Source organism: Sphingomonas zeae (genome assembly GCF_014197135.1).
Lineage (GTDB): Bacteria > Pseudomonadota > Alphaproteobacteria > Sphingomonadales > Sphingomonadaceae > Sphingomonas > Sphingomonas zeae.
The window spans coordinates 80162-94516 of record NZ_JACIFA010000001.1; the positions used below are offsets into that span (position 1 = coordinate 80162).

Here is a 14355-nt window from a genome sequence, read left to right on the forward strand (position 1 = left end):
AACGGCCGGGCTTTAGGGCGATGCGACGAATGGCGGGGCGGGGGAGCGATCACGACGGGCATCAGGGTTGGGCCACGCCGTTCTCGTCGAAGCGCGCCGTGACCGGCACGTCGACCGGCGGCTGCGACGTGCCGCCCGCGCCCGCGTTGAGGCCAAAGACGAAGGCGAGGACGACGGCGATCGCCTGATACAGGTCGGCGCGCACTTCCTGGCCCTCGCGGCTGGTATAATAGACCGCGCGGGCGAGCTGCGGATATTCCAGCACCGGCGTGTCCAGCTCGGCTGCCAGTTCGCGAATGGCAAGCGCGGTCGCGCCGCGCCCCTTGGCGACCACCACGGGCACCTCGTCCTGACCCCGGTCGTAGCGCAGGGCGACGGCGAAATGGGTCGGGTTGGTCAGGATGACATGCGCCTCCTGCACCGCCGCCCGCACCGCACGGCGCGACATTTCGCGCTGCTTGCCGCGGATATGCGCCTTGGCCTCCGGATTGCCTTCGCTTTCCTTATGCTCGTCCTTGACCTCCTGCTTGGTCATCTTGAGCTTGGAGAAGAGTTGGACGATCTGGATCGGGACGTCGAACCCGGCGATCAGGATCAGGCCGAAGCCCATGACCAGCAGGATCGTGATGAAGGTGCCGCCCAGCGATCCGATCGCGCTGTTCAGGTCGGACTGCGCCAGCCCCAGGGTGGCGCGCGACGACTTCCACAGCATGTAGCCGCCGATCGCGCCGAGCAGCACGACCTTGAGCAGCGACTTGCCGAGTTCGGTCCACCCCTGCGCACCCAGGATGCGCTTCAGTCCCGAAGCGGGGTTGAGCTTGGACGGCTTGGGGGTCAGCGCCTTGGGATTGAACTGGAGCGACCCGAGCCCTGCCTGCGACGCGATGGTCGCGACGATCGTGACCGCGAACAGCGAGGCGAGTGAGGGCAGCAGCTTCCACCCCGCCTCCATCAGCGGGCGGAACGGCTCGAAATCCTCGACATCGGCATGGGTGAACTGAAAGCTTGTCGCCATCACCGCCTTGCATGCGCCCAGCAGCGTGGGGCCGGCGAACATCAGCCAGGCGATACCCGCCATCATCACCAGCGCCGCCGCCAGATCCTTACTGCGCAGGATCTGCCCATCTTCGCGCGCTTTGTCGCGGCGCTTTTGGGTTGGGGCTTCTGTCTTTTCGCCGCCCTCCGACATCAGCCGATCACCAGATTCTGCGTGGCGGCGAGGGCCTCGCGGATGATGACGAGCATATAGTCCCCCATCGCGGGGAAGGCGACGGCGATGGCGATGACGCCGACCCCGAGCGCGGCGGGCAGACCCACCGAAAAGAGATTGAGCGAAGGCGCGGCGCGGCTCATCATGCCGACCACCAGGTTCAGGCAGAGCAGCAGGAACCCGACCGGCAGCGCCAACAGCAATCCGGCCAGAAAGGCATAGCTGCCGAACAGCGCGATCGCGCGGAACTGCGCCGGTGCCATCCAGACCTGCCCGGGCGGCAATGCCTCATAGCTTTTCACGATCGTCTCGACGAGGACGAGGTGCCCGTCGACCGACAGGAACAGCAGGGTCAGCATGACGGTGAAGAACTGGCCCAGCGCCTGGGTCGAACGGCCGTTGAGCGGATCGATGGTAGAGGCGAAATTGATCCCCATCGATCCGCCGATCAGTTCGCTGGCCACCAAAGGCGCGGTGAAGGCGACCTGCAGGATCAGGCCGAGCGCCAGCCCCACAATGGCCTCGGCCGCGACCGACATGATGGTGGGTACCGAGAAGATGACGGGTGGCGGCACGACCGGATGAACCGAGTTGACCAGGAAGGCGATCGCGCCCGCTAGGCTGATCCGCACGGGCAGGGGGATCGACACCGCGCCGAACACGGGCGCGGTGATGAAGGCGGCCCCGATGCGGATCATCAGGAACAGGATCGCCCAAGCCTGCGGCTCGATCGAGAGGCCGAAGCCGAGCATGTTATTTCAGCCGAACCCTTACTTCACCAAGTCCGGGATGCGCTCGAACATGCTGACGGTGAAGTCGCTCAGCAGGCCCATGATGAGGCTTCCGAAGATCAGGATCGACGCGGCGACGACGATCAGCTTGGGGACGAAGGACAGGGTCTGCTCGTTGATCGAGGTCGCGGCCTGGATCATGCCGATCACCAGACCCGAGACGAGCACGGGGAGGAGGATCGGCGCGGCGGCGAGCGCCAGCACCCACATGGTCTGGTTGGCCAGCGTCAGGAAATATTGGGCGTCCATGATGCGGTCTTGGTCCCGAATGGGTGAGGTTTTCCCGTGGCCTTCGACTTCGCTCAGGCTGAACGGATCATGCCGCGAAAATGGTTAACGAACACCTGCGGCTCCCGGCCGTTTACGCCGGTTGAAGTCGTCCTAATCTTCCCTCGCCCCTCTCAGAGGGGGAGGGAAAAAGTAGCTATGTCGCGAAACTGTTCGCCAGACTGCCCATGGTCAGCGCCCATCCATCGACCAGGACGAACAGCAGCAGCTTGAACGGCAGCGATATGATCGACGGCGACAACATCATCATGCCCAGCGCCATCAGCACGGTGGCCACCACCAGATCGATGACGATGAAGGGCAGGAAGATCAGGAAGCCGATCTGGAACGCGGTCTTCAGCTCCGAGGTGACGAAGGCGGGAAGCAGTACCGCATAGGGAATGTCCCTGGGGCTGGCATAGGGGCCGGACTTCGCCATCTCGGCGAACATCGTCACGTCCTTGATCCGCGTCTGCTTGGCCATGAAGGCGTGGAGCGGGGCGCCGGCGGCCTTGATCATCTCGGTGCCGGGCAGGCGGCCCTGCGCATAGGGCTCGATGGCGTTCGCATTGATCTGACTGATCGTCGGGGCCATGATGAACAATGACAGGAAGACCGACAGGCCGATCAGCACCTGGTTGGGCGGCGTCTGTTGCAGGCCCAGCGCCTGGCGCAGGATGGCCAGCACGATCACGATCCGGGTGAAGCTGGTCATCATCAGGATGATGCCCGGCAGGATCGTCAGCAGGCCCATGATGATGAGGACCTGGAGCGACAGGCTCAGCGAGCCCGAATTCCCGTTGCCGCCACCGCCCAGTTGGCCGAGTGCCCGGTCGACCGCGTCGCCGACGCCCGGGGCCGGAGCCGCGGCGGGTGCGGCGGCGGGGGCGACAGCCGGGGTCGCCTGGGCAAAGGCGGGCATCGCGATGACCAGCGCCAGCAGCAGCGCCAACACGATCCACAGCGGCTTCAGGCTGCGCGTGGGCATGTCACCGCCATGGGCGCGGATCAGCGCGGGGCCGGTGCCCCGGCGGGTCACGGAAATGCTCATTGGTCGAACTTCTTGGGCGCGAAGCGCGAGACAAAATCGGTGCGGCGCGGGGCGGTCGGCGTCATCGGCGCCGGGTTCGGCGTAGCGGGCGTGGTCCCGTTGCCCTCGACTTTGTCGACCAGCTGGACGCCGCCGCGCCCGACCGAGACGAGCAGGTTGCGCCCCTCGAACTCGATGACCGCCAGGCGCAGGCCGGGGGAGATCATCATCGTCTCGCGGACATGGATCAGCCGCGTCGCGGGCCGACCCGGCATCCGGCTTTCCAGGCGCCGCCAGAGATACAGGCAGCCGATCATCAGGCCGCAGATCAGCGGCAGCAGGACGACCAGCTTCAAGACATAGGACCAGAGCATCGGCGGATCAGCCGCGCTTGTCGGGGTTGACCAGCTCGGTCAGGCGCACGCCGAACCGATCGCCGACCGTCACCACCTCGCCACGCCCGATCAGCGTGCCGTTGACCAGCACGTCGAGCAGTTCGTTGGCCTGACGGTCCAGTTCGATCACGCTCGATTCGGACAACGCCAGCAATTCGCGCAGCGACAGCTGGGTCGAGCCGATCTCCACGGTCAGCTTGACGTCGACATCCTGGAGCAGCCGGAAATTGGCCGCGACCGATGTGTCGACGGGGAAGCCCCCGGCCATATCGTTCATTCTTCGGGTCCTTCGTAAGCACGGGCCAGTCCTTCGACGGACCGGTTGAGCGAGGTAAGCTGGACGGCGGCGCGGCCATTGGCGGTGCCGACCGTGGCCATGCCGAGCAGGTCGCCGCCGACCATCACCGGCACTTCGGGGCCGAAACTGATCGGGATCACGTCACCGATCTTCAGCTCCATCAGGCGGCTGAGCGACACGACGGGCTCGGCCAAGACCGAGCGAACGGGGAAACGCACCGTCATCACCGCGCGGGTCAGATCGCCGCGCCAGGCGGGATCGACCTCGGCCTGCTTGTCGACGACCTTGCCGGTCAGGGCGGAGCCATGCGGCTTCAACGCGCTGACGGGGTAGAGGATGTCGATCATGGTCGGGCGGCGGTTGCGTCCGTCGATGCCGAAGCGGGTGACGATCATGGCGTCGTCGCCCTCGATTCCCGACAGCATGGCGGGTGAGGATTCGGGACGGCCGGCGCGAAAGTCGATACGGGCGAGCGATTCCCAGGCACCGCGCAAGGGTGCAGCCATCATGACGCCGAGCTGACTCACCATCGCCTCGGCGGCGGGCGAGAATTCGGGCGGCAGGATGTCGGGCACCATGCCCGTGCCACCGAACAGCAGGTCGATCAGCGCCAGGCTGAACGCGCCGTCGATGACGATCAGCGCCTGGGCATCGGCGGTGCTGCCGCTGGCCGAGCTCATCGCCATGGGCAGCCACGCGCTCAGGCCGTCGCTGCGCTCGGCCCGGTAATCGGCGAAGCGCTGGACGACCAGCGGCTCCGCCCAGCAGCGCAGTTCCTCGCGAAGAAGGGATTCGAACAGCCCCCGCAGCGACCGCGCGAGACGCGCGGACAGATGCTGCATCGTGTGCAGGTCGCCGAACGGATTGAGCTTGGTCGTGCCCAGCACGCCATGATCGGCGGTCTGTTCACGATCGCGTTCGCGGCGTTCAACCTGGGGGGCGGCGTTAACCATGTCTCACTGAACAACGAAATTGGTAAAGTAGACGTTAGCAACGCCTCCGAATCCCTCCTTTTGGCGCAGAATCTCGTTGATCGCGTCGACCAGCTTGCGTTGCAGCTGGCGCTTGCCCTCGCTGCTGAACACCTGTTCCTCATTGGCATCGCCCAGCGTCATCAGGATCGCCGAGCGGACCGCCAGATCGTTGGTCTTCAGATTGTTGATGACCGTGTCGTCATAGGGGGTCGAGACGGCCAGCCCCACCTGGATGATATGCACCGAGTCGCGCATGTTCGAGGTGAAGTCCTTGGGCAGCTCGTAATAGTTGGAGGCATAGCGTTCGCCGCCGTCGCCCACCGGCGTCGGCATGCCCGTATGCTCCTTGGCCTCGCCGCCGCCTTCGCCGTGACCGCCCTCGCCACCACCTTCGCCGCCGCCGCCATGACCGCCTTCGCCGCCTTCCGCGCCCTCGGCGCCCGCACGCTTCTGCTCGGACTTGGGGACCAGCTTGGGGCCGGGATGCTTGGCCTCGGCTTCGGCCTCGCCATTGTCTTCCTTGGCATGGCCGCCGCCGCCGATCAGGCCGGAATTGGCGGCGTAGAGCCCGGCGCCCACGCCCCCGCCCAAGAGGACGAGCACGCCGACCACCATCACGATGATCTTGCCCAGCTTGCCCTTCTTCTTGGGCGCCTTTTCTTCGGTTTCCTTGGTGTCACTCATGGCTCATTCCTCAGGCGATTCGGGTGGAGGCGGCGACCGTGTCTCCGGCGTCGCTCGAAGGGGAGGCGGCCGCGAAGGCCGGGCGGGTGGGTTGCACGGGGTCGGGGCGGCGTGGCGGCGCCTGTCGCTCGCCGCCTGCGCCCGACTGGCCCAGATCGACCGCCGTCTGGCCAAGCCGCATTCCCTTTTCCTCGGCCAGCCGCGCCAGCGTCGGCTGGGCATCGGCGAGCAGGGTGGCGGTTTGCGCCTGGTCGGCGGTGAAGTGGATATGCGTCGCGCCGCCCTCATGGCGCAGGTTCACCGCGATGCCGCCCAGCGCGTCGGGCGACAGCTGGATACGGGTATCGGCGGTGGCTGCGTCTTCGCGCATCCGGTCGATCCGGTCGATCATGGCTTGCGGCCAATGTGCTTGCGTCATGTCGAGCGGCGCATGTTCGGCGCCCGTCGTCGCGAGGATCGGTGCGGCGGTCAGCGAATCGGCGCGCGTCAGCGTCGCGGCGTCGACCGACAGCGCGGCCTCGTCCTTGCGGCGATCGGTGAGCGGGTTGGAGCCGCCCTGCTCGGCGCGCCGCGCAAGCCCGAAAAGCTCCAGGGCGGGCGCGGTCTGGCCTGGTTGCATCAATGGGGCAGGGGCCGCGATGGGCAGCGGCGCGACGACCGGCGCGGACGCGCTCGTCACCGCAAAGCGGAGCGGCATGTCCTGCCGTGCGGGCATGGCGGCCATGGGACCGGATGATAGGGTGGTGGACGCCACGTCGCCCCGAATCGCAAGGGGGGCGGCCGGAACTGCGTCATGGGCTGCCGGGGCGATCATGATGGTCGGCATATCCGCGCGTGTCGTGATCGGAATCGTTCGGGCTGTATCCGGACCCGTCGGGTTGGTCATGGCGGTCGGCGCATCCGCGCGGGCCATGACGATCGGCGCGTCGGCGCGCATCTCGATGGGATGCGCAGAGCCGGCGCCTTGGGTCGCCGGGGCGCTTATCGTGGTCAGCGTAGCGCCGCGCATCTCGATGGGAATTGCAGGTCCGGTGCCACGCGCCGCGGGGGCGGCCATGGCGGTCGACGCGTCCGGCCGTATCGTGACCGGCATCGCTGGGTCGGCGTCGCCCGTCATGGGAGCCGTCATGGCGGGCGGAACCGGCATCGTCCCCTTTAGGGGATCGAAAGCGACGGGCATGGCCGGCGAGACAGGTGGCTGTTTCGGGTCGGCCGCCATGGCAACGGGCGCAGGTGCCGGGGAGGCCCCGACGTCCGGCAGGGTCGGCGTCGTCGCCAGGAATGTGGTGATCGGCGCGGCCGAGGGGCCGGTCGTCGCGGCGGGGGGTGCAGCGGGCTCGGGTGCCGGAAGCGGCAGGGTCGGAACCGCCACCGGCATCACCGGCAAGGTGGCGGCATCGCTCGGCAAGTCCTTGCCGTCCTTTTCCGACGTGCCGCCGTCTTGGGCCATGCCGTCTTCCGCCTTGGGCTGGCCATCGCCGTTATCCGCCCCGGCGGTCGCATCGCCCATGCCCGGCATCAGCGCGAAGAGCATCGCGAAGGCCGAGGCCATCGGATCCCCCGTGCCCGCCCCTGCCTGCAAGCGGGCGGCGGCGGTGCCGGAAGGCGTGATCGAGGAGAGAGGGGACATCATGACAAGTCTGTCAGCAAGGATCGTGCCGATTCCGACGCGACGCGCCGCCAGCGGCCGGCATATCCTCCAGCGCGCGCATCTCGGCGCGGATCGCGGCCATGCGCGCGCGGTCCATCAGCTTCTCGACGGCGGTCTGGTCGCGCTTGGCGGCCTTGGTCTGTTCGCCTGCATGGGCGGCGCGCTGTTCGGCGGCGCGGATGCGCGCGGCCGCGGCATCGGCCGATTCGAGCAGCCGGTGACGGAAATGCGCATTCGCCATCAGCGAGGCGGCCGACGCCGTTGCCGCCGGTGTGGGCGTCACCGCCTCGATCAGCTGGCCGATGCGGTGCGACAGCTGATGCTCGGAGGCGACCCGCTCCTGCGCGCGCGCCTCGTCGGCCATGGTCAGGTTGAGTTGCAACGTGCGGACCCGGTGGAGCCGGGTCAGCATCGTCTGTTGCCGGGATGCCATGTCTGTTTCCCCCCTTGGAAACGGATCAGCCGAGCGGCTGACCGAAAATGCCCACCAGTTCCTCGACCGCATGGTCGAGCGGCACGACCTCGTCGGCGTCCTGCCGGATATATTCCATCACCGCCGGGTGGCAGGCGATGGCGGCGTCGATCGCGGGATCGGCGCCCGCGCGATACGCGCCCATCAAAACGAGATCGCGATTTTCCTCATAGGTCGCCAGATGACGGCGCAGCGTCCGCGCCGCCTGAGCATGAGGGCGTCCGACGATATCGGTCATCACGCGGCTGACCGAGGGACCGATGTCGATCGCGGGATAGACGCCGCGCTCGGCCAGATGGCGGTTGAGCACGATATGCCCGTCCAGGATGGAACGCGCCGAGTCGACGACCGGATCGTTGCCATCGTCGCCGTCCGCCAGCACCGTGTAAATGGCGGTGATCGAGCCCGGCCCGTGCGCATCGGCGCCCGCCCGCTCGATCAGATTGGGCAGCATCGCGATGGCCGAAGGCGGATAGCCGCGCGCCGAAGCCGGTTCGCCCAGCGCCAGTCCGATCTCGCGACCGGCATGGGCGACGCGGGTCAGCGAATCCATGATGAGCAATACCTTCTTGCCCTCGGCACGGAACGCCTCGGCAATCGCGGTGGCGCGCAGAGCCCCGCGAATGCGCAGCACCGGTGAATGGTTGGCCGGCACCGCGACCACGACCGAGCGCGCCCGGGCCTCGCCCGCGACCTTGGTTTCCAGAAAGTCCGCGACTTCGCGGCTGCGCTCGCCGATCAGGCCGATGACGATCACATCGGCCTTGGCGGCGCGGACCATCATGCCCAGCAGCACCGACTTGCCGACGCCCGAGCCCGCCATGATGCCGACGCGCTGGCCCTGGCCGATGGTCAGCAGGCCGTTGATCGCGCGCACGCCGACATCCAGCGGTTCCAGCACGCGGCCCCGGTCGAGCGGCGATTGCATCTTGCCCGCCAGCGGCCAGTGGTCGGCACCACGAATGGGGCCGAGACCGTCGATCGGCTTGCCCGAGCCGTCGACCACGCGGCCCAGCATCGCCGCCCCCACTTCCGCCTCGCCCGGAGGACCGAGCGGGCGCACCGGCGCGCGCGGGAGCAGGGGGGCAGGGCCGCCCAGGTTCATCATCAGCGTGCGGCCATTGCGGAAACCGATCACCTCGGCCTCGACGCAGTGGCTGCCCTTGTCTCCGATCGCGCAGACGGTACCGACCGGCAGCGACAGGCCGACGGCCTCCATCAACAGGCCGTCATACGACGCCAGCCGCCCCGCGACCGCCGCCCGCGGCGCGAAGTCCGCCTGGGCCAGCGTCTCCAGATAATCGGTCGTGAAACGGTTCAGCATTGCGGGACGGGCACCTTGTCTATCGCGGCGGCCAGTTGGTCGAGCCATAGCGACGGGCCGTCCTCGACGATGGTCGAAGCGCTTTCGAGGACGAAGCCACCGCGCTCCACATTGGGATCGCCGACCGGGAAGACGGTCTGCGGCAGGCGCTCGGCCAGCAGCGCGACATCGTCGGGATGGACGCGCAGCATCGCGGCTTCCTTGGCATCGGACAACAGGTCGATCGCCGCCTCGATCCGGCCAGTCAGCCGGTCGGCATCGACGCCGATTTCGCCCACCAGCTTGCCGACGAGCATCAAGACCGTCTGGCGCAGCTGTTCGGCCATCGCCTGGCGATCGACGCGCGCGGACAAAGCCTCGGCGATCGAGTCGATCATCCGGCCGTCGCGCGCCTCGGCCTCGGCCTGCGCCTGGAACTGTCGCGTGGCGGCGGCCAGCCCTTCGGCATAGCCCTCGGCATGGCCGGACGCATGGGCCGCGGTGATCGGATCCACCGCCGGTTCGGCGACGCCCTCGCACGCGGCAAAGGGGTCCCAGCCCTGGGTCGGGTCGTGATCGCGGCTGGCGGGATGGAAATGGCGCGGATGGCCGGGCGCGGCGTCGTCCGCCGCGGTCGCCCCCAGGCCGCTGGTGGGTGCTCGCGGCCGGAACGAGATCGGCCCCGAATCCAGGTCGATATTGAGGCCCGGCATCCCCGAGGGGGCAAAGCCCCCCGGCGGCGCGAAGGCCTGTTGCAACGCGGCAGCGGCGGCATTCTGGCGTGCGGAAAAGCCCGCGACGAAATCAGACATAATCGTCCTCGCCTCCGCCCATCATGATCGTGCCTTCCTTGGCCAGGTTGCGCGCGACGGTGATCATCGCCTTCTGCGCCTCCAGCACTTCGGACAGCTTCATCGGCCCGCGCGATTCGATCTCGTCGCGGATACCGGCCGCCGCACGTGCCGACATGCAGCCCAGGAAGCGTTCGCGCGCGGCCTCGTCCGCGCCCTTGAGCGCGCGGGTGAGAATTTCGCCGTCGACGTTGCGGATGAGCGTGCCGAGGTTCTTGTCGTCCATATCGAGCAGATTTTCGAAGATGAACAACGCTTCCTCGATCTGCTTGGCGACGTCGCGGTCGATCTTGAACAGCTTGGGCATGACCCGCTGCTCGGTCGCCTTGCGCGCGCTCGACAGGATCTTGGCCGCTTCGCGCGAACCGCCCATCGCCAGGCCCTGGCCGCCGCTGCCGCCCTCGCTCCAGCGCTTGAGCACGCCGTTCAGCGTGTCGATCGCCTGCGGCGTCACCGGACCCAGCCGGGCGACGCGGTGCAGGATATCGGGTTGCATCGCATCGGGCAGCAGTTCCAGCACCTTGCCCGCGACGGCGGGATCGCAATTGGCGATCAGGACGGCGCCGATCTGCGGATGTTCCTTCTCGACGATCTTGGCGATGTCGATCGGATCGAGCCAGCCGAGCATCTCGATCTCGCACTGCGCCTCGGCGGGGACGATACGCGACAGCACGCTGCTGGCACGTTCGGGACCGAGCGCACGGTTCATCAGATTTTCGACCGTCGGCTTGGGCTGAAACGCGATCGAGGCACGGGCGCGGGCACAGCCGACGAAATCGTCCAGCACGAAGCCGACATCCTGTTCGCTGACATCGGCGATCGAATACATCGCCTTGCCGAGTTCGCGGACCTCGTCGGGCTCCAGCTTCTGAAGGATCGCGGCGGCTTCTTCCTCGCCCACCAGCATCATCAGGACGGCGGCGCGTTCGACGCCCGAATAGACGCGCCCCTCTTCGGTCGACGCCATTACTGCTGCGCCTCCGAACGGATCATGTCGCGAACAGCGAGCGCGGCACGCGCCGGGTTGTCACGGGTGAAACCGCGCACCTTGGTAATGCGATCGTTGAAGTTGTTGGTATCCTCGATTTCGTCGAGCGTCACGGCGGGCTGCTGGACCCCGATCGTCCCGGCGACGGGCTGTCCGTCGGGGCCGATCTGCACCGCGTTGGCGCCGGTTGCGCCGTCGCCGGCGCCATCGGCCGCCCCCATGGGCAACGCCTTGGCGGCCTCGGCCTCATCCTTCCTCTTGGTCATCGCCTTGACCAGCGGACGCACGCCCAACAGCAGGACGAGGAGCGCGATGACCAGCGCGGTGGCGTTGCGGGCGACGATGGGCAGCCAGCTATTATCATACCAGGCGCGCTTTTCTTCGGTCGTGGCGTCGGCGAACTTGCGGCTGATGACGGTGACATTGTCGTTGCGCTGCTGATCGAAGCCGACCGCCGACTTCACCAGGTCGGAAATCTGGGTGATCTCCATCTGGCTGCGCTTGCCGGTGGCGGGGTCGCGCAGCAGGACGGCCACGGTGAGCCGCTTGATCGAGCCGGGTGCGGCGCGGGTGACCGAAACTTCCTTGTTCAGGTCGTAAGCGCGCTGGAAGGCGTCGGACTGCTTCTCCGGATTGACCCCGGGGCCACCGGCGACCGGCTTGCCGTCGGCGGGCGGGGCGCCCGAGGCACCGTTGGCGGCCTGCGGCTGCTGCAGCGTGCTGGCGGGCGGCGGCGTGTTGGACAGGGCGCCGGGAATGCCGCCGGGCGTGGTCGGGTCCTTCTGATTGCCGGTCCAGTTGCCGGTTTCGGCCCGGAGCGCACCCTCCTTGTCATAGGTTTCGCGGGTTGCGCTGGTCTCATCCAGATTGACCTCGGTCTGCACCTCGGCGGTGAAATTGCCCGCGCCGACCAGCGGGGTCAGCAGCTGGATCAGCTGGGTGCGGTATTTCTCCTCCAGCCGACGCTGGAATTCGATCCGGCGATCGTCGCTGTTCGCCCCCTCGGCGCCTTTTTTGGACAAAAGACCACCCATCTGGTCGACGATGGTCACGTCCTCCGGCTTCATCCCCGGCACCGAGGAGGCGACCAGGTTGACGATCGACTGGACCTGGGATTCCGACAGCGAGCGTCCGGCATTGAGCTTGAGCACCACCGAGGCGGAGGGCGAGGCATGGTCGCGCACGAAGACCGACGCCTCCGGCATGGCGAGGTGCACGCGCGCCTCGGCCACCGCGTCGATCTCCTCGATCGAGCGGGCCAGCTCGCTCTCGCGCGCCTGGCGAAGGCGTTCGCCCTCGACCGCGCGGCTGACGCCCATCGGCAACTGGTCGAGGATGGCGTAGCCTCCCGGCGCCTGCTTGGGCAGGCCCTGGCCCGCCAACAGCATCCGCGCCTTGGAGTAATCCTCCTCATTGACGGTCAGCGCGCCGGTGCCGTCGTTGATCCTGCTCTTGATGTTCGCGGCCGACAGCGCGGTCGTGACCGCCTGCTTGTCCGCGTCCGACAGATTGTCGAACAGCGTTTTTTGCGGCGGGCTGGACAAAGCCATCCAGGCGAATGCGGCGGCCGCGATCAGTCCGATCAGCAGCACCATCGGTGCCGAACGGCGGACGGCGGGCTGCGCCATCACCGTCTTGATCTGGCGAAGCGGGTTGGCGAACTTTTCCGGCAAGGGCGGCAAGGCCGGTGCGGGATTGGTCGATGCGGGGGTGAGGGCAGTGCTCATCTTACACCGGCATGCTCATGATGTCCTTATAGGCGGACAAGAGTTTATTACGGACTTGCAGCGTCGCCTCGAACCCGACCGACGCCTGCTGGCGGGCCATCATCACCTTGGCGATGTCGACCGTTTCGCCGCGTTCGTAGGATTCGGACAGGCGGGCGGCCTGCTGCTGGCCTTCGTTCACGCCCTTCAGCGCGGACTCCAGCGTATCGGCAAAGCTGGTCGGCGGAGCGACCGGCTGAGTCTGGGCGGCCTGTGCCGCCTGGTTGGCACCGGCCTGGCTTGCCGCCTTGAGCGCCTGATTGCGTTCCAGGATCTGGGCGCGCAGCGCCATCACCCGGTCGACGCTCATCGCGCCGCCGACACCGCCGACGCTCATGCCATCACGGCGCGACTAGAGGGCCGGATGATTTCCTCACCCTGTTCGCGCGCCTTGGCGAGGCGGTAGCGCAGCGTGCGCTCCGAAATGCCCAGGCGCTTGGCGGTCTCGACCCGGTTGCCGCCGCACGCGGCCAGCATCTCACGGATCGCGGCGAACTCGCTCATCTGCACGACCTTGCCCAGAGTCGCTTCCGCGGTCGTCACGGTCAGCGGCTCGTCATCCAGGTCGTTGGCGATCATCGGCCGGTCGAACACGATATGCTCGGGCTCGATCGTCGCGCCGCTGGCGAAGAGCAGCGCGCGCTGGATGACGTTTTCCAGCTCGCGGACATTGCCGGGCCAGTTGTGCTGGGCCAGCTTGTCGATCGTCGCCGCGCTCGGCCACGGAATGGTGGTGCGGCCCGCGGCGTGACGCAGGATCATCGTCGCGGCGAGCGCGGGAATGTCCATGCGACGCTCGGCCAGCGCCTTGGTGGTCAGCGGGAAGACCGACAGGCGGTAGTACAAGTCGGCGCGGAACCGGCCCGCCGCCACTTCGGCCTGCAGGTCGCGATTGGCGCAGGCGATGACGCGGACGTCGACCGACTGCGGCATCGAGGCGCCAAGCGGGATCACCTCGCGCTCCTGGAGCACGCGGAGCAGCTTGGCCTGAAGCTGGAGCGGCATCTCGGCGATCTCGTCGAGGAGCAGCGTGCCACCATCGGCCGCGCGGAAGAAACCTTCGCCTGCCTGCGCCGCGCCGGTGAAGGCGCCCTTCTGGTGACCGAAGAGCAGCGCCTCCAGCATCGATTCCGGCAAGGCGGCACAGTTGATCGCCACGAACGGCTTGGCGGCGCGGGCGGAGCGCGCATGGATGGCGCGCGCCACCACTTCCTTGCCGGTGCCGGTCGGCCCATTGATGAGCACGGTGATGTCCGACTGGGCGACCCGCTCGGCCAGCGTGAAGAGCGCCAGGCTCTCCGGGTCGGCGGCGGTCGGCATGGCGGACCCGGCAAGCAGGGCGCGGACGAAACTGTTGCCGACGCCGGATTCGGCGGCGGAATAGGTCACGCTCGCGGGGCGGTTGCCCATCGCGGGGATGATGGCGGGGACCGGGCCGTCGGTGACGACGACGGTGCGCGCCGGATGCTCGATCACGTCGCCCTCGGCCATGAGGAACAGGTCCCCGGCCTGCGGTGCGGCGCCAGGCTCGGCAAGGGCCATGCCCTGGGCCCGCAACCCGGAAATCAGCGCGTATTTCTGCTTAACGAGCGCAGCGGAGGGGTGAATCGACGACATCTGGCGTGGAGTCCTTTCGTGACTCCGCAATGCCCCCTGTTTGGTAAAACCGTAGTTA

General features: G+C 67.7%; 16 protein-coding genes. All 16 read right to left on the reverse strand.

Translation table 11 applies throughout. The features are described 5' to 3' along the window. Nucleotides 1-61: 61 nt before the first annotated feature. Nucleotides 62-1189: an EscU/YscU/HrcU family type III secretion system export apparatus switch protein gene (locus GGR45_RS00335; protein ID WP_175313254.1), complete on the reverse strand. Its 1128-nt coding sequence runs from the start codon at nucleotides 1187-1189 to the stop codon at nucleotides 62-64. After that, entirely contained in the window at nucleotides 1189-1962 is a 774-nt protein-coding gene (gene fliR, locus GGR45_RS00340) for a flagellar biosynthetic protein FliR (protein WP_175313255.1), read from the reverse strand. The genes GGR45_RS00335 and fliR overlap by 1 nt, the downstream gene beginning before the upstream one ends. Before the next feature lie 18 nt (nucleotides 1963-1980). Next, nucleotides 1981-2250, reverse strand: coding sequence for a flagellar biosynthesis protein FliQ (gene fliQ, locus GGR45_RS00345; protein WP_175313256.1), 270 nt, complete (start codon nucleotides 2248-2250; stop codon nucleotides 1981-1983). A 175-nt stretch (nucleotides 2251-2425) separates the two neighbouring features. After that, nucleotides 2426-3319 carry a flagellar type III secretion system pore protein FliP gene (fliP, locus tag GGR45_RS00350; RefSeq protein WP_175313257.1) on the reverse strand — a complete coding sequence of 298 codons (894 nt, stop codon included), beginning with the start codon at nucleotides 3317-3319 and terminating at the stop codon, nucleotides 2426-2428. Then, nucleotides 3316-3672: a flagellar biosynthetic protein FliO gene (locus GGR45_RS00355; RefSeq protein ID WP_175313259.1), complete on the reverse strand. Its 357-nt coding sequence runs from the start codon at nucleotides 3670-3672 to the stop codon at nucleotides 3316-3318. The genes fliP and GGR45_RS00355 overlap by 4 nt, the downstream gene beginning before the upstream one ends. Before the next feature lie 7 nt (nucleotides 3673-3679). After that, a complete protein-coding gene (gene fliN / locus GGR45_RS00360) occupies nucleotides 3680-3970 on the reverse strand; it encodes a flagellar motor switch protein FliN (RefSeq protein ID WP_042487397.1) in 291 nt (96 codons plus the stop codon). Next, complete coding sequence (locus GGR45_RS00365; protein ID WP_175313262.1) at nucleotides 3967-4944, reverse strand: flagellar motor switch protein FliM; 978 nt, start codon at nucleotides 4942-4944, stop codon at nucleotides 3967-3969. The genes fliN and GGR45_RS00365 overlap by 4 nt, the downstream gene beginning before the upstream one ends. Before the next feature lie 3 nt (nucleotides 4945-4947). Continuing rightward, nucleotides 4948-5649: a flagellar basal body-associated FliL family protein gene (locus tag GGR45_RS00370; protein WP_175313264.1), complete on the reverse strand. Its 702-nt coding sequence runs from the start codon at nucleotides 5647-5649 to the stop codon at nucleotides 4948-4950. Between the two features lie 10 nt (nucleotides 5650-5659). Beyond that, nucleotides 5660-7282, reverse strand: a complete 1623-nt coding sequence (locus GGR45_RS00375; protein ID WP_175313266.1) for a flagellar hook-length control protein FliK — start codon at nucleotides 7280-7282, stop codon at nucleotides 5660-5662. 10 nt (nucleotides 7283-7292) lie between these two features. Further along, nucleotides 7293-7733 carry a hypothetical protein gene (locus tag GGR45_RS00380; RefSeq protein ID WP_246357970.1) on the reverse strand — a complete coding sequence of 147 codons (441 nt, stop codon included), beginning with the start codon at nucleotides 7731-7733 and terminating at the stop codon, nucleotides 7293-7295. 25 nt (nucleotides 7734-7758) lie between these two features. Next, nucleotides 7759-9096: a FliI/YscN family ATPase gene (locus GGR45_RS00385; protein ID WP_175313268.1), complete on the reverse strand. Its 1338-nt coding sequence runs from the start codon at nucleotides 9094-9096 to the stop codon at nucleotides 7759-7761. Then, nucleotides 9090-9887: a FliH/SctL family protein gene (locus tag GGR45_RS00390; RefSeq protein ID WP_175313270.1), complete on the reverse strand. Its 798-nt coding sequence runs from the start codon at nucleotides 9885-9887 to the stop codon at nucleotides 9090-9092. The genes GGR45_RS00385 and GGR45_RS00390 overlap by 7 nt, the downstream gene beginning before the upstream one ends. After that, nucleotides 9880-10893, reverse strand: coding sequence for a flagellar motor switch protein FliG (gene fliG / locus GGR45_RS00395; RefSeq protein WP_175313272.1), 1014 nt, complete (start codon nucleotides 10891-10893; stop codon nucleotides 9880-9882). Before fliG ends, GGR45_RS00390 begins: the two co-directional genes overlap by 8 nt. Continuing rightward, nucleotides 10893-12641: a flagellar basal-body MS-ring/collar protein FliF gene (fliF, locus tag GGR45_RS00400; RefSeq protein WP_175313274.1), complete on the reverse strand. Its 1749-nt coding sequence runs from the start codon at nucleotides 12639-12641 to the stop codon at nucleotides 10893-10895. Before fliF ends, fliG begins: the two co-directional genes overlap by 1 nt. A 1-nt stretch (nucleotide 12642) precedes the next feature. Further along, entirely contained in the window at nucleotides 12643-13017 is a 375-nt protein-coding gene (gene fliE, locus GGR45_RS00405; RefSeq protein ID WP_007406156.1) for a flagellar hook-basal body complex protein FliE, read from the reverse strand. Further along, the gene (locus tag GGR45_RS00410) at nucleotides 13014-14297 is read right to left on the reverse strand and encodes a sigma-54 interaction domain-containing protein (RefSeq protein ID WP_175313276.1); all 1284 of its coding nucleotides are present in this window, start codon (nucleotides 14295-14297) and stop codon (nucleotides 13014-13016) included. The genes fliE and GGR45_RS00410 overlap by 4 nt, the downstream gene beginning before the upstream one ends. Nucleotides 14298-14355: the final 58 nt, after the last annotated feature.